This is a genomic window from Stenotrophomonas sp. STEN083, from assembly GCF_056759195.1.
On the sequence record NZ_JBRRCU010000005.1, the window covers coordinates 65,109 to 91,273 of the forward strand.

At 63.6% G+C, this 26,165-nt stretch carries 22 protein-coding genes; 5 read left to right on the forward strand and 17 right to left on the reverse strand.

The features are described from left to right. Positions 1-4 precede the first annotated feature (4 nt). The 14 genes from ACVOK8_RS02970 to ACVOK8_RS03035 all read right to left on the reverse strand — a co-directional run bounded on the left by ACVOK8_RS02970 (position 5) and on the right by ACVOK8_RS03035 (position 16,700). Positions 5-136: a hypothetical protein gene (locus tag ACVOK8_RS02970; RefSeq protein WP_481565509.1), complete on the reverse strand. Its 132-nt coding sequence runs from the start codon at positions 134-136 to the stop codon at positions 5-7. Continuing rightward, complete coding sequence (locus tag ACVOK8_RS02975; RefSeq protein ID WP_481565510.1) at positions 133-1,749, reverse strand: hypothetical protein; 1,617 nt, start codon at positions 1,747-1,749, stop codon at positions 133-135. The genes ACVOK8_RS02970 and ACVOK8_RS02975 overlap by 4 nt, the downstream gene beginning before the upstream one ends. Before the next feature lie 18 nt (positions 1,750-1,767). Further along, positions 1,768-4,014, reverse strand: coding sequence for a type VI secretion system Vgr family protein (locus ACVOK8_RS02980; RefSeq protein WP_481565511.1), 2,247 nt, complete (start codon positions 4,012-4,014; stop codon positions 1,768-1,770). 464 nt (positions 4,015-4,478) lie between these two features. Beyond that, on the reverse strand, positions 4,479-6,206 hold the full coding sequence (gene recJ, locus ACVOK8_RS02985; protein ID WP_481565512.1) for a single-stranded-DNA-specific exonuclease RecJ: 1,728 nt from the start codon (positions 6,204-6,206) through the stop codon (positions 4,479-4,481). Next, on the reverse strand, positions 6,199-7,122 hold the full coding sequence (locus ACVOK8_RS02990; RefSeq protein ID WP_481565513.1) for a phosphoglycerate mutase: 924 nt from the start codon (positions 7,120-7,122) through the stop codon (positions 6,199-6,201). Before ACVOK8_RS02990 ends, recJ begins: the two co-directional genes overlap by 8 nt. 2 nt (positions 7,123-7,124) lie before the next feature. Next, the gene (greA, locus tag ACVOK8_RS02995; protein WP_481565559.1) at positions 7,125-7,589 is read right to left on the reverse strand and encodes a transcription elongation factor GreA; all 465 of its coding nucleotides are present in this window, start codon (positions 7,587-7,589) and stop codon (positions 7,125-7,127) included. An 8-nt stretch (positions 7,590-7,597) separates the two neighbouring features. Then, positions 7,598-10,840 carry a carbamoyl-phosphate synthase large subunit gene (gene carB, locus ACVOK8_RS03000; protein WP_481565514.1) on the reverse strand — a complete coding sequence of 1,081 codons (3,243 nt, stop codon included), beginning with the start codon at positions 10,838-10,840 and terminating at the stop codon, positions 7,598-7,600. Positions 10,841-10,894: 54 nt separating this feature from the next. Further along, positions 10,895-11,455, reverse strand: a complete 561-nt coding sequence (locus tag ACVOK8_RS03005; protein ID WP_481565515.1) for a DUF2059 domain-containing protein — start codon at positions 11,453-11,455, stop codon at positions 10,895-10,897. Next, entirely contained in the window at positions 11,452-12,582 is a 1,131-nt protein-coding gene (gene carA / locus ACVOK8_RS03010) for a glutamine-hydrolyzing carbamoyl-phosphate synthase small subunit (RefSeq protein ID WP_481565516.1), read from the reverse strand. The genes ACVOK8_RS03005 and carA overlap by 4 nt, the downstream gene beginning before the upstream one ends. A gap of 237 nt (positions 12,583-12,819) precedes the next feature. Next, positions 12,820-13,551: a 4-hydroxy-tetrahydrodipicolinate reductase gene (gene dapB, locus ACVOK8_RS03015; protein WP_481565517.1), complete on the reverse strand. Its 732-nt coding sequence runs from the start codon at positions 13,549-13,551 to the stop codon at positions 12,820-12,822. Between the two features lie 51 nt (positions 13,552-13,602). Next, positions 13,603-14,109: a hypothetical protein gene (locus ACVOK8_RS03020; RefSeq protein ID WP_481565518.1), complete on the reverse strand. Its 507-nt coding sequence runs from the start codon at positions 14,107-14,109 to the stop codon at positions 13,603-13,605. A 235-nt stretch (positions 14,110-14,344) separates the two neighbouring features. Next, complete coding sequence (locus tag ACVOK8_RS03025; RefSeq protein WP_481565519.1) at positions 14,345-14,599, reverse strand: DUF6587 family protein; 255 nt, start codon at positions 14,597-14,599, stop codon at positions 14,345-14,347. Further along, complete coding sequence (gene feoB / locus ACVOK8_RS03030; RefSeq protein WP_481565520.1) at positions 14,599-16,455, reverse strand: ferrous iron transport protein B; 1,857 nt, start codon at positions 16,453-16,455, stop codon at positions 14,599-14,601. Before feoB ends, ACVOK8_RS03025 begins: the two co-directional genes overlap by 1 nt. After that, complete coding sequence (locus ACVOK8_RS03035; RefSeq protein ID WP_481509755.1) at positions 16,452-16,700, reverse strand: FeoA family protein; 249 nt, start codon at positions 16,698-16,700, stop codon at positions 16,452-16,454. The genes feoB and ACVOK8_RS03035 overlap by 4 nt, the downstream gene beginning before the upstream one ends. A gap of 125 nt (positions 16,701-16,825) precedes the next feature. On the opposite strand from ACVOK8_RS03035, the gene ACVOK8_RS03040 reads away from it, so the two are divergent. From ACVOK8_RS03040 to yeiP, 5 genes are all read left to right on the forward strand, one after another. After that, positions 16,826-17,614 (forward strand): enoyl-CoA hydratase-related protein, encoded by a 789-nt coding sequence (locus ACVOK8_RS03040; RefSeq protein WP_481565521.1) that lies wholly within the window; start codon positions 16,826-16,828, stop codon positions 17,612-17,614. Positions 17,615-17,662: 48 nt separating this feature from the next. Further along, positions 17,663-18,556, forward strand: a complete 894-nt coding sequence (locus ACVOK8_RS03045; protein WP_481565522.1) for a hydroxymethylglutaryl-CoA lyase — start codon at positions 17,663-17,665, stop codon at positions 18,554-18,556. Continuing rightward, positions 18,553-21,138, forward strand: a complete 2,586-nt coding sequence (locus tag ACVOK8_RS03050) for a sensor domain-containing protein (protein ID WP_481565523.1) — start codon at positions 18,553-18,555, stop codon at positions 21,136-21,138. The genes ACVOK8_RS03045 and ACVOK8_RS03050 overlap by 4 nt, the downstream gene beginning before the upstream one ends. A gap of 65 nt (positions 21,139-21,203) precedes the next feature. Next, on the forward strand, positions 21,204-21,974 hold the full coding sequence (locus ACVOK8_RS03055) for an SDR family NAD(P)-dependent oxidoreductase (RefSeq protein ID WP_481565524.1): 771 nt from the start codon (positions 21,204-21,206) through the stop codon (positions 21,972-21,974). Between the two features lie 118 nt (positions 21,975-22,092). After that, positions 22,093-22,659: an elongation factor P-like protein YeiP gene (gene yeiP, locus ACVOK8_RS03060; RefSeq protein ID WP_062167704.1), complete on the forward strand. Its 567-nt coding sequence runs from the start codon at positions 22,093-22,095 to the stop codon at positions 22,657-22,659. Between the two features lie 166 nt (positions 22,660-22,825). Here the strand turns inward: yeiP and ACVOK8_RS03065 are convergent, their stop codons facing one another. Genes ACVOK8_RS03065 through ACVOK8_RS03075 form a run of 3 tightly spaced genes read right to left on the reverse strand, consistent with a single transcriptional unit; the run spans position 22,826 to position 26,123 of the window. Further along, the gene (locus ACVOK8_RS03065; RefSeq protein ID WP_481565525.1) at positions 22,826-23,944 is read right to left on the reverse strand and encodes a two-component system sensor histidine kinase NtrB; all 1,119 of its coding nucleotides are present in this window, start codon (positions 23,942-23,944) and stop codon (positions 22,826-22,828) included. Next, on the reverse strand, positions 23,941-25,824 hold the full coding sequence (locus ACVOK8_RS03070; RefSeq protein WP_481565526.1) for a DUF7844 domain-containing protein: 1,884 nt from the start codon (positions 25,822-25,824) through the stop codon (positions 23,941-23,943). The genes ACVOK8_RS03065 and ACVOK8_RS03070 overlap by 4 nt, the downstream gene beginning before the upstream one ends. Beyond that, positions 25,824-26,123: a DUF2388 domain-containing protein gene (locus ACVOK8_RS03075; RefSeq protein ID WP_481548629.1), complete on the reverse strand. Its 300-nt coding sequence runs from the start codon at positions 26,121-26,123 to the stop codon at positions 25,824-25,826. Before ACVOK8_RS03075 ends, ACVOK8_RS03070 begins: the two co-directional genes overlap by 1 nt. Positions 26,124-26,165: the final 42 nt, after the last annotated feature.

Sequence of the window (26,165 nt, forward strand, 5' to 3'; positions counted from 1 at the left end):
TCGCTCAGATCGCGCGCAGCAACGCACGCAGGAAGGCTTTGACCTCGTCGCGATAGTCGGCGCTGATCCAGGCCACCACGATGATCCCGACCACGATAGCCACCGCCATCACTACTGTTTTTCTGCTTGGCGTCATGCCAGTGCTGCTCCTGCCGTTGTTGATGCGTCACGTGTCACAGCCGATGGCTGCAGTAGTGCTGATGGATCGGGCAGTGGCTGCATCGCCGGCGGCTCGCTCCATACGGGTATCTCGTGGTCCAGCGGGTGTTCGAGCGTCGGAATACCGTTCCAATGGGGATCGAGGAAGTCGCGGCCCACGGCCACGATCTTGCGGAAGAACTCATCGCCGGCCTGGATCAAGCGCTCGCGTTCCTGCTGGGCGCGATGGAATCCCTGCTCCAACGCTGCGTCCAACTGCACCTCGATGGCGTCGAGCGCAGCGCGTGCGGGCCGCGGGCCCAGCGCCATGGCGTTGCTCTCGGCATCGACAAACACCTTGGTACTGGCCTGTATATAGTCTGCCGAAACCCCTTGCAGCTTCTCGCAGCGTCGTGTGTCCTGCAGCAACAGTAGGTCCCACAATGCCTGCGGCAAGGTCGTCGTCTTGCGGTCTGCCGGCGACAACGGCTTTGCGATGCGAATCGCTTCCAGCAGCTCGGTGCGCGCGACTTCTTTATTACCCGCCTGCAACTGGCACCAACCGGCCATGCGCTGCCCTTCCAGCTGGAACATCGGATTGGGGATACTGGCAGCCGACGCCGATGCCTGCAGATAGGTCTGTGCTGCGCGTTCTGGCTGCTTCGCAGTCAACCAGCAACCGGCTTCGCCAAACCAGCTCTGCATCACCAGATCCGCGCCTGCGGCATTGCCGCCTGAGCGGGCACTCTCAGCAGCGCTGCGGGCAGTGCGGTAAGCATGGATGGCATTGGCGTGGTCGCCGTGCTTGAGCCAGCTGCCCGCCACCATCATCTGCACTACCGATTGCTGATCGTGCCAGCCGCTGCGTGACGCCAGCGCCTGCGCGCGCTCGGCGCGGGCAAGCACCTGTGCGGGGCTACCGCGTTCGATCAGCAGCATCAGGTCAGCAAGCAACTGACGGTACAGCACCTCGGGGCCGCGTCCACTCGCCTGCGCGGCGGTGTCACGGGCAATGGCGAACATATCGACGTCGCCGCCGATCAAGGTAGCCGTGTCACTGTGCTTGTCCAACAGCGGCTGCCAACGCGGATCTTCCTGGGTGTCGACCAATACCAATCGCAGTCGCTTGCCAAAGCCAGCGCTGAGCGCCGCCGAGACCCAGCGTTCAAAGCCGTCACCCGGGGCATGACGTTCTGGTTCCAACACCGCCGCCATCAAGCGCATATGGTCGCCATGATGTTCAACAAAGCTCTCAAGCACTTCGACCACGCCCGCAGCCGAATCCGGGTGGGTTTCATTGGGGCCGCGCCAGCCGAGTGACACGCCCTGCTCGCGCAGTTCATCCTGACTGCCGAGGTAGCGCTCCAACAAGTCCTGCTTGATCTGCCGGCTGTAGCGGAAGCCGAGCTCGTAGCGCGCATCGATACGCAGGAAATAGTCCGGCGTATTGCGTCCTTCGTCGTGCCGCTGCATCTCGAAGAAAGCAGCAAGCAGACGGCTGGCGTTGGCCGGCAAACGCCATATCAGCAATCGCCTGGAAGGATCGGAGCTGGCCTGTAACCAGGCTTCGCGCAAGGTATCGAGGCCGCGCAACATGGGTGTGTCCTGCACGCTGAATCTCCGTTCTGCTTAGCAGTTGAGCTTGATCTCGCTACCGTTGACCGACACGCCACTGGCGTTGATCACCACCTCAGAACCACCGGCGCTGATCCTGATCTCACCGGCGGTAATCTCGATGGCGGATGATTCGCCCACTGCAGCGATCAGCTTGGCTGCGGACGACAAGGTCATGTCGCCGGTCGAGAACTGCGAATGGGTTTCAGTGACACCCTGCTCGAACGTTCCCTCCACACCGATGGTGCGCGAGCCCTTGTTGGCATCCTCCACCGCGCCGGTCACGCCGCGCTTGTCCAGGCCAGTAATCGTGGTTTCCCGTCCCGCCAGGTACTGCTCGGTAACTTTTCCCTGCACCTGCTCCCACGAGGTCGAGGTGATGGTTTGCTTCCACGTGCCAGTGCGCTGACTGATGTAGTTGCCGGTCAACGTCGTGGTGAAAGGACCGGTGATGGTTTCGGTATAGCCGAAAGCGAGAATCGTCTTGGTCTGACCTGTGTGATAGGTCTCGGCGACTGCGCCGGTGACATCGGTAGTGCGAGTGCCGGTGACGGTCGAGGTATCGGTGCCGGTAACGGTGATGCCGCGATTGCCGGTGATACCGATGGTCTGGTTGCCGCCCACCGTCATGCCGTGGTCAACCGTAACACTCGTGGTTTTGTTGTTGAGAATGCTAGCGGTCTGGTCATTGAGCACAGTGGTGACCATGTCGCGCTGCGCGCGCATGTTCAACAGCTCGCCACCCGCACCATCGTGCATGGTGACTTCGTTCCAGCCGCCACCCTTGACCGTTTTCGACTTCAGGCCGCTGACTTCCATGCCGAACGGCGGCATGTTCTGCTCGTTGTAGACACGACCGGTGATGATCGGGCGGTCCGGATCGCCGTCAAGAAAATCGACGATGACTTCCTGGCCGATGCGTGGCGGCGACACACCACCCATGTCAGCGCCAGCCCAGGGACTGGAGCTACGGATCCAGCACGAGGCGTTCTCACGTCGATCCAGCTTCCTGTCCCAGTGGAACTGCACTTTCACCCGGCCATAGGCATCGGCATGCAGCTCTTCCCCAGGCGGGCCGACCACGGTTGCGGTCTGCGGCCCAGGCATGCGTGGCCACGGCGTCTGCCGCAAGGGTCGGTACGGAATACGCCGACGCAATACCTGCGCCTTCATCTCAACGCTGGGCAACTCCGCACTGGAGAAATCGCTGGCGAAGTTGTTGTGGCCCTCGCGCTGCATCGACACCACGAAGAACTCACGATCCGCCTCGTCGCGACCAATGAAATCGGGATGCCGCTCCAAACTGAAGCAGGCGCCTGCCCCAAGTTCCCTCGCATTACCTGCGCACTCGAACAACTTGGTCGGCCAGCTGACCTCCTCATTACGCACGGCCGCCAGCGCTTCTCCAACGCGACTGTTCGCAAAGCGCGCTGCACCGTCATAACGGTATTGCTCCAGTGGCGGCAATAAGCCCATCGGCACCTGATTGCCCTGGTTTCCGTCGAGTTGTTGCTTGGGCTGCTTGAAATCGAAACTGCGCAACGTCTGCGCGCTTGGCCCTACCCTGCGCCGCGCACCCCAACGATGCAGGCCGGTACGTGCCAAGGTGCCTTGATCGGACACATACGCGATCGCAGCTGGTTCACCGTGTACGACACTGAGCGTGGAGTCATCGCTGATGATCAGCGTATGCCCTTCGTCATCGTGCACGAAGCTGTAGTACAGACCCGCGTCTTCCAGCAGGCGACTGACAAAGGCAAAGTCGGATTCGTTGTACTGCACGCAATACGACAAGGGCGGCAGCTTGCCCGCGTTGAGATCGTAGCGATAGCGCGCCAACTGCTCGTAGCCGGCAAACACTTCTTCGATGATCTGCAGAACATTCTTGTCCTGGAAGATACGGCAATTGCTGGTGTAATCGAGGAAGGCGAACCACGGCGCCACCTCGGCGCGGTAGCTGTTGAACTGCGCCTGTTGCCCGGTGCTGGCGAACTCGCGTACATAGCCGTGCACGCTACGGCCACCAAACTCATCGCCAAGCAGCAGACGTAGCGGCTGCCCAACCAGCTGCTTCAGCTCCAGCCTTGGCTGGGTAGACAGCAACTCGACGTGATAGAGGAATGGTGCGGAGACCGATTCATTGCCGTCAAAACGCTTGACCAGAAAGGTCTCTGGTGAAAGCGCGGTTTCCACGCGAACCAGGCGGCGGTCTTGATGCAGGCGTTGCAAGCCGCCTGCTGCTGAAAGTGATTCTGCAAACATCGGGCGTTCCGTCGTCCCATGCGTTGTGGAGAACCCGACTGTGCCATCGCTTTATGTAACGCGCCAGTTTTCTGACACCCATATCGGGTCATTGAATGCTGAATTCGTAGGAATGTATTGGTCGAAGATGAACTTCATCACGCCGCCCTCACGCAATCAAAGCGGGGTCTGGCGGTGAACTGCGCGGATTCTGTTGTCGGTGGCTTGCAGACGGTGTTCGTTGTCTGGGCATTCGAGACAGGTCTTTAGCGATGTAGATCACACAAAGCTGTGCAGGCGGGTACCGTTGTCTGGATAAGCGCAGCGCAACCGGGGGAAAAGGAACCAGAATTCCTTCAGGCTTTCTGCCTGCGTTTCCAGGTGCGCTGCCCGCACCGGGGATACGTGCTACGAGTGCTGATGGATCGGGGGCGAAGCCCCTGCCGAGCATGGCTCGGCACTACCGGAGGTACGCACGCGTTGGATCAAGCGGATGCGCAGTGCTCGACTATCAGCTGGATGGCTTTGCCGCCGCGGTAGTCGTCGCTCACCAGTCGGTAGGCGAGCTGCACGTGCTGCGCGGGCGCGGTGCCGGTCCAGCCGCTGAAATGGATCGCGTTGATCCGCGCCGTGCTGCCTGTCTGACGCAGTACGAACTTCAGATGACGCTCCTTGAGCACGCGCCATTCAAGCACTTCGAAAGCACCGTCAAACAAAGGTTCGGCGAAGCCCTGCCCCCACGGACCGGCAAGACGCAGTGCTTCGGCGTGCTGGAAATCCAGTTCGGCAGGTGACAACTCGCCATCGCTGAGCAGCTGCTGTTGCAGCAATGCCGGGTCCAGACTGCGTTGCACCTGCTGCTCGAAGGCTGCCTTGAATGCATCCAGATTTGCCAATGGCAAACTCAGCCCCGCAGCCATCGCGTGACCACCGAACTTTTCCATCAATCCTGGATGATTGGCGTTGATCGCGGCCAAGGCATCACGAATGTGGAAGCCGCTGATCGAACGCGCCGAGCCACGCAATGCATCGCCACCGGGTTCAGCCGGTGCAAAGGCGATCACCGGCCGATGCAGGCGATCCTTCATCTTCGATGCAACCAGGCCCACCACACCCGGGTGCCACTCAGCGTCGAACAGACAGGCCGCGACGGGGCGCTGCATGTCGTCATCCAGCACGGCGCGGGCAACAGCACGTTCGGCATCGTCGGTCATGATCTGCTGCACGGCGCGGCGCTCGGCATTGATCTCTTCCAGCAACGTGGCAATTTCCCGTGCCTGTGCTGGATCTTCGGTCAACAACAGCTCAATGCCCAGCGCCATGTCTTCCAGACGCCCTGCCGCATTCAAACGCGGCGCAACGGCGTAACCGATGTCGCTGGCGCTGAGCCGACGCGGGTCACGTCCGCTCACTTCGATCAAGGCCTGCAGGCCGACGCTGGCCTTGCCGGCGCGCAGACGGCGTAAACCCGCTGAAACCAGGGCGCGATTGTTTTCATCCAGTGCCACCAGGTCGGCGACAGTGCCGACGGCGACCAGGTCCAGCAGCGTCAGCAGATCAGGTTCCGGCTGGGTCCCGAATGCTGCCTGCTCGCGCAGGTGGCGACGCAGCGCCATCAGCACATAAAAGATGACGCCGACACCGGCCAGTGCTTTGCTGGGGAATGCGTCACCGTCCACGTTCGGATCGACGATCGCATCGGCTGGCGGCAGCTGTTCACCAGGAAGATGGTGATCGGTGACCAGCACCTGCCAACCCAAGGCTTTTGCTGCGCGCACGCCAGCATGGCAGGCGATGCCATGGTCGACCGTGACCAGCAGATCCGGCTTCAACCCAGCCAGTTCTTCCACCAAGGATGGCGACAAGCCATAGCCATGCACCATCCGGTTCGGCACCGCATGCACCACATCACGCGCGCCCAGCATGCGCAGGCCACGCACACCCACCGCGCAGGCGGTGGCACCATCGCAATCGAAATCACCGACGATCAGGATGCGCTTGTCGCTGGCAATGGCATCGGCCAACAGCTGCACCGCTGCCTGCATGCCGCCCAGCAGATCAGGCGCGTGCAACTGGGCAAGCCGGGGCTGTGCCTGCTCTGGCGTGGCAGCACCGCGTGCGGCATAGATACGGCGCAGCAACGGCAGGGTCTCATCGTTCCAGCCGTCGACCGCGACCATGTCGCGGCGAACGATCTTCAAACTGTCACTCATCAGCAAGCGTCATGATCGGTTTCTTCCACAGGAGCCAACGCTGTCCGCGGGTGATGCGGTAGCCGGTGCCATCTTCGAAATCCAGCTGCAACTCGCTAAGTTCGCCACGCTTGAGTGCATCGAGCAAGGGGGCGATTGCATCCCGTGCAAGCTGCTGCAGCGAGCGTAGCTGACGCAGATCGACCAGTGCATCCACGCTCTGCTCGCCGCCCAGGCGCACGCCGGCCATAGCGGCCAAACCCTGCACCAGGGCATCGCGGCTGCGCACCTGCGCGTGCGCGGTATGTACCGATGCCGGCAGGCTGCCAGCGCCCCAGAACCACAGCGAATTGACCGCACGCTGGCCTTGGGCCACACGTTGTTCATTCCATGGATGCTGGTGCAGGACCACCTGCGCTTCGGTCAGCAAAGCGCGCCACCGGCGTCCGTTCTCACCGTTGGGCAGATGCGAAAACAAGTCGTCGCCGAGCACGACATCCGGTTCTGCGAACTCGGGCAGCGGCGTGTCGGCCGGCAAACGCAGGTACCAACGAGACGGCGTCGGCGCATCCAATTGGTAGCCGAAGCCGGCGAACAAAGGCTGCAACGCAGGCAACAAGGCGTCCACGTCAGCTTGTTCCAAGCGCAGCGTCTCGGCAGCTGCCATCAGACGCGCGCCTTGCATGTCCGGCACGATATTGGCTGGATCGGCGCGCAGCCAAAAGCCGCCAGCAGCATCGCCGGCATCGGTCTGGCGGGTCAAGGCGGCAGCCGACCAGTTGGCCGGCTGCACGCTGAAGTGACGGCGCAGCTGCGCCGACTCACCGGCCGTACCGAGCGAACGCTCGGCACGGCCCAGTGCCGCGGCCACCTGCGTCGGCAGTTCGCCTGCCGGAAAACGGCTGCGCGCTGGCAGCAGCAGTGTGGCCTTGGCCATCGTCAGTCGAGGTATTCGACGCTGACGATTTCGTACTCGCGCTGGCCAGCCGGCGCGTCGATGGCGATGGCGTCGCCTTCGTGCTTGCCGATCAGGGCACGCGCTACCGGCGAGGAAATGGCAATCAAGCCCAGCTTGATGTCCGCTTCCAGGTCACCGACGATCTGGTAACGCTTCTCTTCGTCGCTCTCGACGTCAGCCAGGGTCACCGTTGCGCCGAACACCACCTTGCTGCCGGCGTTGAGCTTGCTGATGTCGATCACTTCCGAATGCGACAATTCACCTTCCAGCTGCTTGATGCGGCCTTCGATGAAGCCCTGCTCTTCGCGCGCAGCGTGGTACTCGGCGTTTTCCTTCAGATCACCGTGCTCGCGCGCTTCGGCGATGGCGGCGATGACCTTGGGGCGCTTTTCCGACTTCAGGTGATCCAGTTCCTCACGCAGGCGTTTGGCGCCCTTCATCGTGATGGGGGCTCTCATGCATTCAACTCCTTGTGCAGTTCCTGCAGCGACAACACCGGACCGGTGCCACGGAACTCCAGCGACTGCACCAGCGCCTTGGCGCCAGCAACGGTGGTGGAGTACGTGATGCGGTTCTGCAGTGCCTCGCGGCGGATCGAGAACGAGTCGTTGATCGCAGCACGGCCTTCGGTCGTGTTGACGATGTAGACGATCTCGCCATTCTTGATGCTGTCCACGATGTGCGGACGGCCTTCAACTACCTTGTTGACGACGTCACAGGTATAGCCATGCTGCTGCAACCACGCGGCCGTGCCACGGGTGGCAACCAGCGAGTAGCCACGTTCGACCAGACCTTGCACCGCCGGCATCACGCGCTGCTTGTCAGCGTCGCGTACCGAGATGAAGACCTTGCCGACCGGCGGGGTCTTGATGCTGCCAGCTTCCTGCGCGCGTGCAAACGCAGCGCTGAAGCTGCGGCCCACGCCCATCACTTCACCGGTGGAGCGCATTTCCGGCCCGAGGATAGGATCCACGCCCTGGAACTTGGCGAACGGGAAGATGGCCTCCTTCACCGAGTAATAGCCCGGCACGATTTCCTTGGTCGCGCCCTGCTCGGCCAGCGTCTTGCCGGCCATGCAGCGGGCGGCGATCTTGGCCAGCGCCATACCGGTTGCCTTGGACACGAACGGCACGGTGCGCGAAGCACGCGGGTTCACTTCCAGCAGGTAGATCACGTCCTTGCCATCGGCATCGGTCTGCACCGCGAACTGGGTGTTCATCAGGCCGACAACCTGCAGTGCCTTGGCCAGCTCGGTGACCTGCCGACGCAGTTCGGCCTGGGTTTCAGCCGACAGCGAGTACGGCGGCAGCGAGCAGGACGAGTCACCGGAGTGCACGCCGGCTTCTTCGATGTGCTCCATCACGCCGCCGATCAGGACTTTGCCGTCCTTGTCGCAGATGATGTCGACGTCGGCTTCGACAGCCGCATCAAGGAAATGATCCAGCAGCACCGGCGAATCGTTGGACACCTTGACCGCGTCGCGCACGTAGCGGGCCAGGTCGGATTCGCTGTAGACGATTTCCATCGCACGGCCGCCGAGCACGTAGCTCGGGCGCACCACCAGCGGGTAGCCGATTTCGCGGGCCAGCAGCAGGGCTTCCTGGTCGTTGCGGGCGATGCGGTTCGGCGGCTGCTTCAGGCCGAGCTTCTCGACCAGCTGCTGGAATCGCTCACGGTCTTCAGCCAGATCGATGGAGTCCGGCGAGGTGCCGATCACCGGCACGCCATTGGCTTCCAGCGCACGCGCCAGCTTCAGCGGGGTCTGGCCGCCGTACTGCACGATCACGCCCTTGGGCTGTTCCAGCTCGACGATTTCCAGCACGTCTTCCAGCGTCAGCGGCTCGAAGTACAGGCGGTCGGAGGTGTCGTAATCGGTCGACACGGTTTCCGGATTGCAGTTGACCATGATGGTTTCGAAACCATCCTCGCGCAGGGCGAGCGCGGCGTGCACGCAGCAGTAGTCGAACTCGATGCCCTGGCCGATACGGTTCGGGCCACCGCCAAGAATCATGATCTTGTCGCGGTTGCTCGGTGCAGCCTCGCACTCGTCCTCGTAGGTCGAGTACAGGTAGGCGGTGCCGGTGGCGAACTCGCCAGCGCAGGAGTCAACGCGCTTATAGACCGGACGCACCTTGTGGGCGCGACGTAGTGCACGGATGGCGGCTTCGTTGGTGCCGGTCAGCTGTGCCAGGCGTGCATCGGAGAAACCAGCGCGCTTGAGCTTGCGCAGGCGCGCCGCGTCCAGCGCGTCGATGCCTTCGGCATGCACCTGCTTTTCATCGGCAATGATTTCTTCGATCTGGTCGAGGAACCACGGATCGATATGCGACAGGCCGTAGATTTCCTCCACGCTCATGCCGGTACGGAAGGCATCACCCACGTAGAACAGACGCTCCGGGCCCGGGGCCTTGAGCTCGCGCTTCATGGTGGCGATGTCGTCTTCGTTGCCCAGGTCCAGCTCGGTCGGGTCGAGGCCAACCTTGCCGGTTTCCAGGCCACGCAACGCCTTCTGCAGCGATTCCTTGAAGGTGCGACCCATCGCCATCACCTCGCCCACCGACTTCATCTGGGTGGTCAGGCGCGCATCGGCAGCCGGGAACTTCTCGAAGGCAAAGCGCGGAATCTTGGTGACGACGTAATCGATGGACGGCTCGAACGAGGCCGGGGTCAGGCCGCCGGTGATTTCGTTCTTCAATTCGTCCAAGGTGTAGCCGACCGCCAGCTTGGCGGCGACCTTGGCAATCGGGAAACCGGTGGCTTTGGAGGCCAGTGCCGAGGAACGCGACACGCGCGGGTTCATCTCGATCACCACCACGCGGCCGGTGGTCGGGCTGATGCCGAACTGCACGTTGGAGCCGCCGGTGTCCACGCCGATCTTGCGCAGCACGGCGATGGAGGCATCGCGCAGGCGCTGGTATTCCTTGTCGGTCAGGGTCTGCGCCGGTGCCACGGTGATCGAGTCACCGGTGTGCACGCCCATCGGGTCGAGGTTTTCGATCGAGCAGACGATGATGCAGTTGTCCGCGGTGTCGCGGACCACTTCCATTTCGAATTCCTTCCAGCCCAGCACCGACTCTTCCACCAGCACTTCGCTGGTCGGCGACAGTTCCAGGCCGCGGCTGACGATCTCGATCAGCTCTTCGCGGTTGTAGGCGATACCGCCGCCGCTGCCACCGAGGGTGAAGGACGGGCGGATGATGGTCGGATAGCCAACGCGGGTCTGGATTTCCAGTGCCTCTTCCAGCGTATGGGCAACAGCAGCGGTCGGGCATTCCAGACCGATTTCGCCCATCGCCACGCGGAACAGCTCGCGGTCTTCGGCCATCATGATCGCTTCGCGCTTGGCGCCGATCAGTTCGACGTTGTACTTCTCCAGCACGCCGTTATCAGCCAGGTCCAGCGCGCAGTTCAGCGCGGTCTGGCCGCCCATGGTCGGCAGCAGCGCGTCGGGACGCTCCTTCTCGATGATCTTCGCCACCGTCTGCCAGTTGATCGGCTCAATGTAGACGGCATCGGCCATCTCCGGGTCGGTCATGATCGTGGCCGGGTTGGAGTTCACCAACACCACGCGGTAACCCTCGTCACGCAGCGCCTTGCACGCCTGCGCGCCGGAGTAGTCGAACTCACAGGCTTGGCCGATGACGATCGGGCCGGCGCCGATGATCAGGATGGTTTTTAGGTCGGTGCGCTTTGGCATTTTCTTCTCTAAGTCAGTACAGCGTGTCTGGGGGAAGTGATCGCACGCTGTCGATCAGGAAAACTCTTCTGGATCAATCGTGACACCGCATTGGCTCTGGATGCGCTCGCTCAGGCGCAGCGGCAGGCCATCGGGCATGGCACCCAGCTCCGCAAGCACGGCGCCCAAGGCTTCATAGGAGCCGCTGGCCATGAACTCGCCTACCTGCTTGCGCTCCAGTTCGCTGGGCTCACCCTCGAACTCGGCGGGCAACGCCGTGCCGTACATCATCTGGCGCTGGGTCGCGACCATGCGCTTGCCGCCCTGGCTTGAATAGAACGCCTGCCAGCGCTTGAGGTGCTGCTGCCCGTCGTTGCCGAGATTGGCGACGAGGCGATCCACCAGTGCTTCGTTCAGGACATCGCCGATTGGCTTGGCCATGCACTCGCGCTGTGGTGCCGGAATCTGCTGGAAGAGCGTGGCATTGGCCAACATGGAAGTGGCCGCGTCATTGCCCATGCGCTCGAAGCCGGTCAGCGGCAACAGTTCGCGGATCTCCTGCGCGGTCACTGGCGCCGCGCTGGCCACCGAGGTGGCCAGCAGCGCCGGCAACATCAGCCAGCGCGCCTTGCTCACGCCTTGGCCCCTTCCATCAGGCTGATGAAGCGATCGAACAACGGTGCTACGTCACGCGGACCGGGCGACGCTTCCGGGTGGCCCTGGAAGGAGAACGCCGGTGCATCGGTCAAGGCGATGCCCTGGATGGTCTGGTCGAACAGCGAGCGATGGGTGACCCGTACATTGGCCGGCAGCACGCTTTCGTCGATGGCGAAGCCGTGGTTCTGCGAGGTGATCATCACCCGGCCGTCGTCGATGTCCTGCACCGGGTGGTTGGCACCGTGGTGACCGTGGCCCATCTTCATGGTCTTTGCGCCTGCAGCCAGGCCCAGCAGCTGGTGGCCCAGGCAGATGCCGAAGGTCGGAACCTTCTGCTCGACGAAGGTCTTGATCGCGCTGATGGCGTAGTCACAGGGTTCCGGATCGCCCGGGCCGTTGGACAGGAACACGCCGTCCGGCTTGAGTGCCAGCACCTCGGCAGCCGGGGTCTGCGCCGGCACGACGGTCAGCTCGCAGCCGCGCTCGGCCAGCATGCGCAGGATGTTGGTCTTGACGCCAAAGTCGTAGGCCACAACCTTGAACTTCGGTTCGGCGCGCACGAATTCGTTACGGTCCAGGTCCAGCTGGCCGTCGGTCCAGCCGTAGGACGTGTCGGTGCTGACTACCTTGGCCAGATCCATGCCCTTCAGGCCGGGGAACTTGCGGGCGGCTTCCAGCGCCTTCTCGACATCGATGTCGGGGCCAGCCATCAGCGCGCCGTTCTGGGCGCCGCGCTCACGCAAGATGCGGGTCAGCTTGCGGGTGTCGATGCCGGAGATGGCCACCACACCGCGCTGGATCAACCAATCCTGCAGCGATACCTGGTTACGCCAGTTGCTTGGGCGGCGCGGCACATCGCGAACGATCAGGCCCGATGCCCATACCTTGGAGGCTTCATCGTCCTGGTCGTTCATACCGGTGTTGCCGATATGCGGGTACGTCAGGGTGATCATCTGCCGGGCGTAGGACGGATCGGTCAGCATTTCCTGGTAACCGGTCATGGCGGTGTTGAACACCACCTCACCCACGGATAGGCCGGGCGCGCCTACGGATTCGCCCTCGAATACGGTGCCGTCTTCGAGCACGAGAATTGCGGCTTGGGTCACGGGAATCTCACTTTGGCTACCGGGGGACTCCGAAGCCACGCCTGCGTTCACGGTCAAAAACCGGTTGCAAAAAAGCGCGGACGGCGGTCTGGGAACCGGTCCGGCTAACGTGTTTCGGCGAGCCGGAATTGTAAAGGCAAGGGGGCACCAACGCCAGCGCCCCGTGCGCTTTCCTTCAGCTGTTCAGTGGTTACAAAAGCCACATTCCGGCGGCAACCTGCTCCGTATTCAGCTATTTCAAGCCTGCGCGGGCGTTCCGACCAGATCCCGCACCCGGTACTGGCCCGGACTACGTTGGCGCAGTTGCTTGGCCGCATGCAGCGCCCCGCGCGCAAAAATGTCGCGATTGGTAGCCCGGTGCACCAGCTCCACCCGCTCGCCCAGCCCGCTGAACTGGACGAAGTGCTCGCCGATGATGTCGCCAGCGCGCAGGCTGGCGTAGCGTGGCTCGGCGCCACCATGCTGGGCCGATTCCCCCAGCGTCAACGCGGTACCGGAAGGCGCATCCTTCTTGTGCACGTGATGGGATTCGACGATATCGCAGTCCCAGCCCGGCAATGCCGCCGCTGCCCGCTCGACCAGCTCGGCCAGCACCGCGACACCAAGGCTGAAGTTGGTCGCCCAAACCAGAGGAATCTTGTCTGCCGCAGCGGCCAACGCGCCCTGCTGCTGTTCGCTGATCCCGGTCGTCCCCGACACCAGGCCGACGCCGCGCTCCACGCACAGCGCCAGCACCGGATCAAAGCCCTCCGGCAAGCTGAAATCGATCGCCACATCAAACGCTGGCGCGCCGGACAGCTCGCTGGCGGCGAAATGCGGGATACCGTCGATAACACGCTGGATTGGTGGTTTGCGCACCACCGCAGCAACCACCTGCAACGAGGAGTCTTCTGCCGCAAGGCGCAGCAGGGCTTGGCCCATGCGCCCGGAGGCGCCATGGATCAGCAAACGGGTTGGAGTCGTATTCATGCGCGCACGCTAACGCTTCAATGGCCTGGCGCACAAGCGCACAACGCGTGATTACATCCTGCCGACATGGGTGATCGCGCGACTGCCGGTCATGTAGGTCCTCCAACGACTGCGCTCCAAGGTGTCGCGGCCACGGCTTACCATGCGAACCCCCGCCATTTCGACGATGGCGGAAACCTCAACCTCGGCCGAGCGACCATCGCTGGCAATGCTGATGCTGTTCACCTTCTGCTCGTAGCGCAGCGGCATGCGACCACCGAAGGCTTCCCGGAACTGGCGCAGCTGGCTCATGCTTTCAGCCAGAGAGGCGCAATACTGCTCCCTGTCATAGCGCTGCTCGGCCTGCTGGGTTTCGGTCTTGGTTACCGTGGTCTGCACATAGTCTTTCGACAACATCTCGCACAACGGCTTGTCGTCGCCTGCTTCAAGCGCTTTGTCGGCGCGCAGGTACAGCGCGCGCACCTGGGACTCGGTGATCTTGTTGCCGCCACGCAGATACACCGATCCGCCCACAGCAAACACCACGACCAACATCACCACGCCAATCAATGACTTCATGCCTTCCCCCTGGTTGCTTCCTGCAATCGACGCAGTGTACAGCCGAAGCACATGGGCCTGCACCGCACTGCCAGGACTACCGCAGCTCGGGCAAGCGTTGCGCACGCGGGACAAGGCCTGACTGATCTTTCGGGCCGCCCATCAACGGCCCTGTGTCTGCTGTTGGTTTTCGAGCTTCTCGGTTTACGCCGCTCCTACAGAAAAACGCCGGGGTTACCCGGCGCTTTCGTCATGCTCAATGCTGCTTGGGCTCGCTTGGTCCGCAGCTGTTGCAGCCGCCGCATGCGCCCGCAACGCTGCTAGCCGGCGGCGCCAGACGCCGCCCCCACGCCTGAAGCCGCGGCGAACGCTGCGGCTTCACCAGCCACAGCGCAAGCAGGCCGCGCAGCTTGCGCAATACACCCGGAAATTGTTTCTTCAGCACCACCCAGGCACTGACCAACACCGCCACGGCGATGATCAGGTATTGCAGCAGCAGGCCCTTGTCCATCAGCCGGCTCCCAGCGCCACCGCCACCTGGTAGGTGACGAACGCCGCCAGATAGGCTGCGCCGAACAGGTAGACCGTGGCGAAGGCCATCTGCTTCCACGAATTGGTCTCACGCTTGATCGTGGCCAACGTGGAAATGCACATCGGCGCGTAGATGAACCAGACCATCAGCGACAAGCCGGTCGCCAAGGTCCAGCCATCGCTGATCACCGGGGTCAGCGCCTGGATGGCCGCGTCGTCATCGGCCGCCGACAAGGCATAGATCGTGGCCAGCGAAGACACCGCCACCTCGCGCGCGCCCATGCCCGGGATCAAGGCAATACAGATCTGCCAGTTGAAACCGAGGGGGGCGAAGATCACCGCCATCGCGTGGCCGATCTGGCCGGCGAAGCTGTAATCGATGGCCGGCATGGTCGCATTCTCGGGTGCACCCGGGTACGACAGCAGGAACCACAGCAGGATGGTCAGCGCCAGAATGATGCCACCCACGCGCTTGAGGAAGATCATCGCGCGCTCATACAGGCCGACCAGCAGGTCGCGCGGATTGGGCAGGCGGTAAGACGGCAGCTCCAGCATCAAGGGATGCTCGCTCTTGTCGCGACGGAACTTCTTCATCGTCCATGACATCACCAGCGCACTGAGGATGCCGGCCACATACAGGGCAAACAGCACCAGACCCTGCTGGTTGAACACGCCCCACACGGTCTTGGCCGGGATGAAGGCACCAATCAGCAAGGCATATACCGGCAGGCGCGCCGAACAGGTCATCAGCGGCGCGACCAGAATGGTTGCCAGGCGGTCACGCGGATCCTGGATCGAGCGGGTCGACATGATGCCCGGCACCGCACAGGCGAAGCTGGACAGCAACGGGATGAACGAGCGCCCGGACAGACCGGCCGAGGCCATCATCCGATCCAGCAGGAAGGCAGCGCGCGGCAGGTAACCGGATTCTTCCAGCGCCAGGATGAAGGCGAACAGGATCAGGATCTGTGGCAGGAACACCAGCACACCACCGACACCAGCAATGATGCCGTCCACCAGCAGGCTGCTGAGCGGCCCTTCCGGCAGCTTCTCGGCCACCATCGGCCCCAGCCAACCGAAGGCCGCTTCGATGCCATCCATCAATGGCGTAGCCCAGGCGTACACCGCCTGGAAGATCAGGAACATCACCACGGCCAGGGTCAGCAGGCCGTACACCGGGTGCAACAACCAGCGGTCCAGCGCGTCATCCACCTTGGCGGTCGGTGCCGGCATGCGCACGGCCGATGCGAGGATGTCACGCACCTGTACGTGGTAGTCGGCGCCCGGCTCCACCGCATGCACAGGCATGGCGTCCAGATGCGGCATCAATGTATCGATACGCTCAACCAGCGCGCGCGCACCGTTGTGGCGCACCGCGACGGTTTCCACCACCGGCACGCCCAAGGCCTTTTCCAGCGCCGGCACGTCGATCTCGATGCCACGCTTGCGCGCCGCGTCAACCATGTTCAGGGCAACCACCATCGGTTTGCCGAGCTCGCGCACTTCCAGCGCAAAGCGCAGATGCAGGCGCAGATTGGTCGCGTCAATCACGCAGATCAGCGCATCCGGGGCGGCTTCGCCCGGGTAGAAGCCCCGGCACAGATCACGGGTGATGGCCTCGTCCAGGCTGGCCGGATGCAAGCTGTAGGCACCGGGCAGATCCAGTACCGCGTATTCCTGCCCGGACGGCCCGCGCATGCGGCCTTCCTTGCGCTCGACGGTAACGCCGGTGTAATTGGCCACCTTCTGGCGGCTGCCGGTCAGCTGGTTGAACAACGCGGTCTTGCCGCTGTTCGGGTTACCTACCAGCGCCAGCCGGGCGATCGCCGTGCTCATGCCTGTGCTCCCTGTGCGCTGATCTGGACCCGTGCAGCCTCGCTACGACGCAGCGCAAAGCGGGTGAAACCGACCTGGAACAGCAGCGGCTCACCGCCGACCGGACCACGCGCGACCAGACGAACTTCTTCTCCGTTCACGAAGCCCAGCTCGCGCAGACGGCGCGCGATCGCATCGTTTGCATGCAGGTCCTGAACGCTTTCCACGCGCGCTGAAGCATGCAGCGGCAAATCTGACAACGTCACTGAATGGGCGCCTATGTAAAGTTGATAAGAATGGTTATCAATTCTAGCATCGCCGCGCTGCGTCATGGCGTCCCACCCCCGCACCGCTATGATTCGTCGGATTACCGTTTAGACAGGCATTACCTATGAGCGATGCACTGCTCGTGCAGCACCAGGGCGCGGTAGCGACCCTTTCCATGAACCGGCCGGACCTGCACAACGCTTTTGACGCGGCGCTGATCCAGTCGCTGACCGGGACCTTGGCCAGCCTGGGCGCCGACCCGGCCGTGCGCGCCGTCGTACTGGCGAGTACCGGCCCCTCGTTCTCGGCCGGCGCCGACCTGCAGTGGATGCGCTCCATGGCCAGCGCCAGCCAGGAAGAGAACCGCGTCGACTCGCTGGCACTGGCGCGGCTGATGCGCACCCTGGATGAACTGCCCAAGCCGACCATCGCCCGCGTGCAGGGGGCAGCGTTTGGTGGCGGCGTCGGTCTGGTCGCCTGCTGCGACATCGCCATTGCTGCCGAAGGCGCACGCTTTGGCCTGACCGAAAGCCGACTCGGCCTGCTGCCTGCGGTGATCTCGCCCTATGTGATCACCGCGATCGGCCCGCGCCAGGCACGTCGCTGGTTCGCGACCGGTGAGCACTTCGACGCCACTACCGCGCACCAGATCGGTCTGGTCCACCAGGTCGTGGCCCCTGACGCTTTGGATGCCGCCCTGCAGACCCAGCTCAACCTGCTGGGCAAAGCCGGCCCGGTTGCGTCGGCATCGGCCAAGGTACTGGTCCGAGAGGTACATGCCGCACTGGATGATCGCGACGGGCTGGACCGCGCCAATGCCGGCTTGATCGCTGCCCTGCGCGCCTCCGATGAAGGCCGCGAGGGGCTGACCGCCTTCCTTGAGAAGCGCCCTCCCCGCTGGGCGGCGCAGTAATCTGCGTTGCAGTCCAACCCGCGCCCTCCTCCAGCCAAAGACCGCTCCATGAATGATTTCGTCCGCATTGTCGAAGTAGGCCCGCGTGATGGCCTGCAGAATGAAAAGCAACAGGTCGCCACCGCCGACAAGATCGAGTTGATCGACAGACTCTCGGCTACCGGCCTGCGCAGCATCGAGGCCACCAGTTTTGTCAGCCCGAAATGGGTGCCGCAGCTGGCCGACGCCGCCGAGGTGTTTGCCGGCATCCAGCGCAAGCCGGGCGTCAGCTACCCGGTACTGGTGCCCAACGAACAGGGGTACGAGCGTGCCCTGGCGGTAGGTGTCACCGAGGTTGCCGTGTTTACCGCCGCCTCGGAACAGTTCAACCGCACCAATACCAATGCCGGCATCGATGAGTCGCTGCAGCGCTTCGAACCCATCCTGGCCCGCGCCAAGGCTGACGGGGTGCGGGTGCGTGGCTATGTCTCCACGGTATTGGGCTGCCCCTACCAGGGTGAAGTGCCGTTGGCCGACGTGGTGCGCGTTGCCAGCCGTCTGCACGCCATGGGCTGTTATGAAATATCACTGGGCGACACTATTGGTGTCGGCACTCCGCTCAAGGCCCGCACGATGCTGCAGGCCGTAGCCGCGGAGTTGCCAATAGAGGCCTTGGCCGTGCACTTCCACGATACCTATGGGCAGGCCTTGGCCAATATCGCCAGCTGCCTGGAAGAAGGCGTGCGGGTGGTGGACTCGGCCGTAGCCGGCACCGGCGGCTGCCCCTATGCGCGCGGCGCTAGTGGTAATGTCGCCAGCGAAGATGTTATTTACATGCTGCACGGCATGGGGATGCGTACCGGCGTGGATCTGCCGGCGCTGGCCGCTACGGGGAACTGGCTCGCAGAACGACTGGGCCGGCAGACAGGCAGCAAGACAGGAAGGGCATTGACAGTGTCATGACCGGAACCAGCCAGCTTGGGATATCTGACGACGGCGATCACCGCGCCGCGCATGTCGACGCGCTGGCTGGACTGGAACAGGCACTGCTACAACCATTGCCATTGGGCCTGCAGCAGGCTTTGCTCGCTGCACGCTCGGCCTTGACCGAAGCCATGGCCGAGCGGCGGCTGGCACAACGTCGTTACGCCGCCCTGTTCAATGCGGTACCCGACCCGGTCAGCATTCTCAGCGCCACCGGCGTGGTGCTGGACGTCAACAGCGCCGGAGTCCGCGCCTATGGCCGCACCCGCGAGGAGATCGTCGGCCAGCCGATCGAGCTGCTCAACCCCGACCTGCCGGCCGATCACCTGGAGCCGGTCTGGGAAACCCTCAATCGTGGCGAAACCTATGTGGTGGAAGTCACCAACATGCGCGGCGACGGCAGCCGCTTTCCGGTGGAGGTGCATTCGGCAACCATTGAGCACGACGACGCACATTGCATCGTCGCCGTTGCCCGCGACCTGAGCCGGCGTTGGCAGGCCGAAACCCGCTACCGCCTTCTGCTGGAGTCCATCGACAAGGGCGTGATGCTGTTCGACCGCCAGTTGGGCATCATTTCCGCCAATCCCGCCGCGCACCGCATTTTCAATCTCGGCAGTGTTGCCCCGGCCAAGGTGCCGCTGCACAGCGATGAGTGGATCAGCGTTGATGAACACGGTCGCCGGCTGCGGCCCGAGCAGTGGCCGGTAACCCGTTCCTTTGCCGAAGGCAGGACCATCCCCAGCACCATCATCGGCCTGTACCACCGGCCCAATGGGCGGATGATCTGGATCTCGATCACCACGGTGCCGGTGTTTTCGGCCGGCTGCGACCTGCCCGACCACGTATTTTCCCTGTTCAGTGACATCACCGAACTCAAGCGCGACCACGCCTTGTTCGACCGTGCCCAATCGCTGGCGCATATCGGCGGCTGGGAGTGGGATCGCGGCCAGCAGCGGCTGTACCTCACCGGCGAGGCACAGCGCATTCTTGGCCAGCAATCGGCACCCACCGACCTGGAGCAACTGCTGGCCTGCCTGAGCAGCCTGTCACGCCAGCAGCTGCGCGATGCGATGGAGCGCGTGGTCGAGCAGCGCACCGGCTTCGAGCTGGAGCTGCAGGGCCAACGTGCCAGCGGCCACAGCTTCTGGATCAGGATGATCGGCGAGGTGGAGCTTGGCGATCTGGCCTCAACCCGCATCGCAGGCACCCTGCAGGACATCACCGAGCCCAAGCACGCCGAGCAGACCCTCAAGAACCAGGCCCGCACCGATCCGCTGACCGGCATCATGAACCGCGATGCCGCACTGACCGACCTGGAAGCCCGGCTGAGCAATCCCTCGCACGCCGAGGTCGCCGTGCTCTACATCGATCTGGACCGGTTCAAGACCGTCAACGATGTGCTTGGCCACAATGCCGGCGACCTGCTGCTGATCGAAGCCACTCGCCGCATTGCCGATGCGATCGGCACCGAGGGCCTGCTGGCCCGCTTCGGCGGCGACGAATTCGTGGTCACCTGCGACGCCCGCGAACTGCCAAGCCGACCGGAAAAGCTGGCCGAAGCCATCACCCGCGCCTTCGTTCCGTCGTTCCAGTTCGGCAAGGACGAGTTCCCGGTTACCACCAGCATTGGTATTGCCTGCGCCCCCAAGGACGGCGTGCGCCCGCAGCAGCTGATCCAGAACGCCGATCTGGCCATGTACGAATGCAAGCGCCGCGAGCGCAATGGCTGGCAGCTGTTCTCGCCCGAACTCGCCCGACGCCAACGCGACCGCCTGCAGATCGAGCGGCGCCTGCGCAAGGCACTGGATCGCGACGAGTTCCGGCTGGTCTACCAGCCGCAAGTGGATCTGCGCAGCGGTCAGATCATTGCCTGCGAAGCATTGATCCGCTGGCGCAACCGCCAGCTGGGCGAGCTGCGCCCGGACATCTTCATCAGCCACGCCGAGAACACCGGCGACATCGTCCGCATCGGCGAATGGGTGCTGCACCAGGCCTGCCGGCAGATCCGCGAATGGCAGCGCGAAGGCCTGGGCATGATGCGGGTGGCGATCAACGTCTCCTATCGCCAGTTCAGTGGCGATCGTCTGGCCCGCCAGGTGCGCGAGGTTCTTGATCACTACAGCCTGCCGGGCAGCGCGCTGGAGTTGGAGTTCACCGAGCGGGTACTGATCGAGGACGCCCCGGCGACTTTGCGCACCTTCGCTGAGCTGCGTGCCATGGGCGTGGTGCTGACCATCGACGACTTCGGCGAGGGCTATAGCGCACTCAATTATCTGCGCACCCTGCCAATCCACGGCCTCAAGCTCAGCCAGCTGTTCATCAGTGGTGTGCCCGGCAACCCTTCCGATGTTGCCGTCTGCGAGGCGGTCTGCGGCATCGCCCGCAGCCTCGGCCTGGGTCTGGTGGCCGAGGGCATCGAGTCCGAGGCGCAGCGCCAGTTCCTGCTGGAACTGGGGGTGCCGGTCGGCCAGGGGTTTTTGTTCGCACCCGGCCTGTCACCGCCCGACTTCAGCCGGCAGCTCACCAGGGCTGACATGGCAGGCCCGGTGCCACAGGTCTGATCACGCCAACTAGGCCTGGATCGGCATCAGCTAGAATCGGTGGATCACCCAGCAGGATTGTTCCAATGCAGCTGTCTTCCGTTCGTGCCGTCATCACCGGCGGTGTCTCCGGCCTTGGCCTGGGCGTCGCCCAGTTCCTGGTTGCCAATGGCGGCAAGGTCGCCCTGTTCGACCTCAATGATGAAAAGGGCGCCGCAGCGGTCGCCGAACTGGGCGCCGACAATGCCCGCTACTTCACCACAAATGTCACCGACGAAACCGGCGTGGCCGCCAATCTGGCAGCCGCACGTGAGTTCCTGGGCGGCTTGAACGTGGTGATGAACTGCGCCGGCATCCTCGGTGCCGGCCGCGTGCTCGGCCGCGAAGCAGCGATGCCACTGGCCAACTTCCAGACCACGGTGATGGTCAACCTGGTCGGCAGCTTCAATGTCGCCAAGGCCGGCGCCGAGCTGATGCAGCACAACGAAGCCAACGCCGATGGCGAGCGCGGCGTGATCATCAACACCGCCTCGGTGGCCGCCTATGAAGGCCAGATCGGCCAGGCTGCCTATTCCGCCTCCAAGGGTGGCGTGGTCGGCATGACCCTGCCGATGGCACGCGAACTGTCGCGCTTCGGCATCCGCGTGCTGACCATTGCCCCGGGCGTATTCTGGACCCCGATGGTCGACGGCATGCCGCCGAACGTACAGGAGTCGCTGGCGGCGTCCATCCCGTTCCCGTCACGGCTGGGCCAACCGGCCGATTTCGCCAGCCTGGTCGGCCACATCATTGGCAATACCTACCTCAACGGTGAGACTATTCGCCTCGACGGCGCCGTACGTTTGGCACCGAAGTGACTCCGGAGCGGGGCTTGGGGATTCGGAACGGCGCGAAAGTGCCGTTCGATCAACCCCGGGACCCGCTTCTGGTTTTGCGAATATCCCATCCCGATTCCCCGATACCAGCGCTCAATCCATGAAAGCCAACGACATCAAGAAAGGCAACGTCGTCGAGTACAACAACGGCGTCTACCAGATCCGCGACATCGAGCGCAGCTCGCCGCAGGGCCGTGGCGGCAACGTCCGCTTCCGCTTCATCATGTACAGCGTGCCGGGCGGCAACAAGCTCGATGCCAGCTTCGATGCCGACGACAACCTGCCGGAAGTCGAGCTGCTGCGTCGCCAGTCCACCTTCTCCTACATGGACGGCGATGCCTTCGTGTTCATGGATGACGAGGACTACACCCCGTACACGCTGGACGCTGATGTGATCGGCGACGACGCCGGCTACATCACCGAGGGCCTGACCGGCATCTTCGTGCAGGTCATCGACGACCAGCCGGTCGCTATCCAGCTGCCGCAGCACGTGACCCTGGAAGTGGTCGAGACCCCGCCCGAATTGAAGGGCGGCACCGCCACCAAGCGCCCGAAGCCGGCCAAGCTCAGCACCGGCCTGGAAATCATGGTGCCGGAGTACATCGTCAACGGCGAACGCATCCTGGTGAACACCACCACCGGTGAATTCGGCGGCCGCGCTGATTGATTGACTGCAGTCTCCCGCCAAAACGGCGGGGGCTGCGCACGGTTTTTTGTAGGAGCGGCGTAAGCCGCGAAGCTGATAGGGCTTCAGATCTTGAGGTCCCCGGAAAACCGGCGTCGTTGCCGATAGCCAGCTTCGCGGCTTACGCCGCTCCCACAAAACCGGCCGGCTACGCCACTACCGGGAAATACAGCGACACCGCCGCCCCACCCAGCGCCGACGTACCAATGGTTGCCGTGCCACCAGACTGCGCCGCAAAGCCATACACCTGGCTCAGCCCCAGTCCGCTGCCGTCACCCACACTCTTGGTGGTAAAGAACGGTTCGAACACGCTCTCCTGTATCTCGGCCTGGATGCCTGGCCCGCTGTCGCCCACACAGATGCAGACAAACTGCCCCGCCTCACCCGCGCCCGACGGCACGATGATGCTTTCAAGCTGTGCCGACAACAGAACCTTGCCGACGCCGTGCATGGCATCGCGGCTATTGCTCAGCAGGTTCAGCAGCGCCGCTTCCAATTGACCGATGTCCACCGAAATCGGCGGCAGTTGCTCGGCCAGACTCACGTTCAACTGGATCGTCTCGCCACAGACGCGGCGATAGAGCTCCAGTGAGGCATTGAGCAGATCATCCACCTGACTCAGCTGCGGCACCAGAGTTTGCCCGCGCCCGAACGCCAGCATCTGCCGGGTCAACTGGGTACCGCGCCCAACCGCGCGATGGGCAATGTCCAGAATGCGGCGCACGCTCTCGTCGCCGGAGCGCCGCAGCGACAGCATGTCCAGACTGTTGCCGATCACCGACAGCAGGTTGTTGAAGTCATGCGACAGGCCCAGGGTCAGCTTACCCACCGCGTCCAGACGCTGCGCGCGCAGGGCTACCTCCTGCGCCTCGCGCACCCGCTTCTGGGTCTGGAATGCCTCGGTGACGTCACGGATCAATACCAGCACCCGCACGCCACGCTGGTCGGCTATCCGCTCCAATATCATCGATGCGCGAAAGCGGCCCCCGTCCTTGCGCACCATCGCCAGGCTGAGCTGGTCGCTACCCTGCTGCAGCGTGCGTACCACGGCTTGCTGGGCTATACCGCGCTGCGTATCGGCAGCGCTGAACAACTGCGAGAACGGCAGCCCGCGGATCTCTTCGCAGGGATAGCCAAATACCGTTGCTACCCCGGCATTGCAGCTGAGCACCTGACCATCCAGATCAAGCTGGAGGATCGCGCAGGAGCGCAGCTTCAACACATCCTTGGCCATCGCATCGGCCGTCTGCTGCTCAGTACCAATCAACCGCGCTCTCCTGAAAACCGACCCGGACGCCGCTCATCGAGCGTCGCCGCCTCCCCTGTTTGCGTACCGTACCCTAAACGCAGTCTCTGACGCAGGTACAGCAAGTTCACCTCGATCTGCTCCAACCGCGCGCGCTGCGCTCCGGGCAAGGCAGCCAAAGCGGCCTCCTGCAGGGCCTTCCATTGCTGCTGAGCAAGCCCGGCGCCAGCGGCAGCCTCGGCGCTCAAGCGCACCTGTTCATCCGCATCGGGAATGCCATAGCCCTGATCCGGCCCCAACAGGCCACCCGGCGCCAGCAGTACGGCAGACCGCTCCATCAGCGCCTGGAAGTCCGCCATTTCCGACACTCGTTTGCCACCGGCAAGCAGACTGCGCTTGAGCACGTCCGCTGCAGCCAGCTCCCCCCGTCGCCATGCGGCCTGTTCCAGCAGCAACATGGCCGCCAGCACCTGATCATCCGCCTGCTGCATCCACGTCCGGCGTTGTGTAGGCGGCAGGGCCAACCATGCCTCCGCGTCCTTGGCCGGCAACGGCAGGGCTTTGCGGGCGATCTCGAACACCAGAGCGTAATGGGCCGCAGCCGACTCGAAGTAATAGCCGCCGCGCAGCGCCTGTGCATGATCGCGTGGTGGATCGGCCAATGCCTCGGCACGCAGGCTGTGCAGCAAGCCGGTTGGGGTGATCGACAGCAGCTCGGCCGCGCCCAGCCGCGGCGCGCCATCGCCAAGCAACTTGCCGGTCTCCACTGCGCAGTTGTTGCTGATGAAGTAGTAGCGCCCGTCGTAATCCCAGTGCAGCCGCGCCGCCTGCTGCAACACCGCGTTGATTTCATCACGCTGCAGGCGCAGCGGCGTGGATGAAACCCCACGCAGCTCGACCTTGGTGTATTCCTCGATCACCCGGCTCAGCGGCAACACGAACAAGCGCGACGGATAGGACCCGGTCAGGCCGCGCCAACTGGATATCTGCACATCACCGACGAAGGCGCGGAACGACAGCACCAGGTGGTATTGCAGATCCATCCGACACGCGGGGCCGGGCGTACGCCCGGGTGCACACACCACCAGCCGCAGCATGCTGTGGCCCCAGCGGCTCATCAGCTTCTCGTTGCCTTCGGCCAGCAGGTAGTCGATTTCGTAGACCCGCGCCGGGTCGAGATCGAGCAGATCAGCCTGGCCTTCCTGCTCGCCTGCCTGCATGAACGGCAAGGCCTGCGGGCACTGCGCCACGTCCAGTTGCCGCGGCGCGCCAAGGTTTTCGCCGAACCATGCATGCAGAAGCGGACGCCGGCAGGCGTACTCCGGGTCAAGCAGGTAGTGCTCGAGGTTTACCGCGAAGAACTCGGCCGGGCTTTCCAGTTCGTAGCGATCCGGACTGCGCAGACTGAAGTGGTTGCGCCCACGCCCCGGCCACAACGGCCGTTGCTGCCAACCTGCAAGGTCCAGAAAACGTGATTGACCTGACCAGCCGCCCTTGGTGGAGCGGTCCAGCGCATGTCCCAGCTCGTGTATCAGCGCAGCACGTGCCTGTTGCCACACCTGGGCGGAGCTGGCAGAGGATGCAGGACCACCCTGCAACAACAGCGGCAGCAGGCGCTTGTCCAAGCCAAGCTCACGCCCGCGCGCCCTGCCCTGCACATGCTCGGGCAAGTCGTCACGCCAGCGTAGCTGCAGCGTCAAGGAGCTGCTGCTCTCGATACCGGCGGGAATGCGCGCCAGTACATCGTCGATCAGTTGCTGGCTGGCCAGTAACTGCGCCGGATCCAGCGCCGGCACAGTTGCCTGCAGCTCGATGCGCACCGCCGCCTGCAAGGGCGCGCTGACGCAGAGCAGCAGCAACACCGCCAGCCACCGCGCGGGCGGCAGCCGGCGGAAGTTCATCACAGGGCCAGGATCTTCCGGGCCAACGCCATGTCGCTGGCATCGCGCGCGGCAGCATCACGCTCGCGCAGCTGGATCAGGGCCGCTTCCAGCCATGCGCCACGGATTTCGCCATTGCTGGCAACAAAGCCAGCCGCGTCTTCGCGTGCATCCAGCAACACCTTGTCGTCGCCCGAGGAACTGCCCGACGAATTGGACGATGCGCCCGATGCGGAGCCGGCCGACGTGCCTGCAAAGCTGGAGGCGAATGCCGACATCGGCAGGGCAATCAAGGCACAGAACAGGATCTTGCGGATCATCGGCAGGTCAACATCGGGTGTGAAGGATGCCAAGAGTAACCA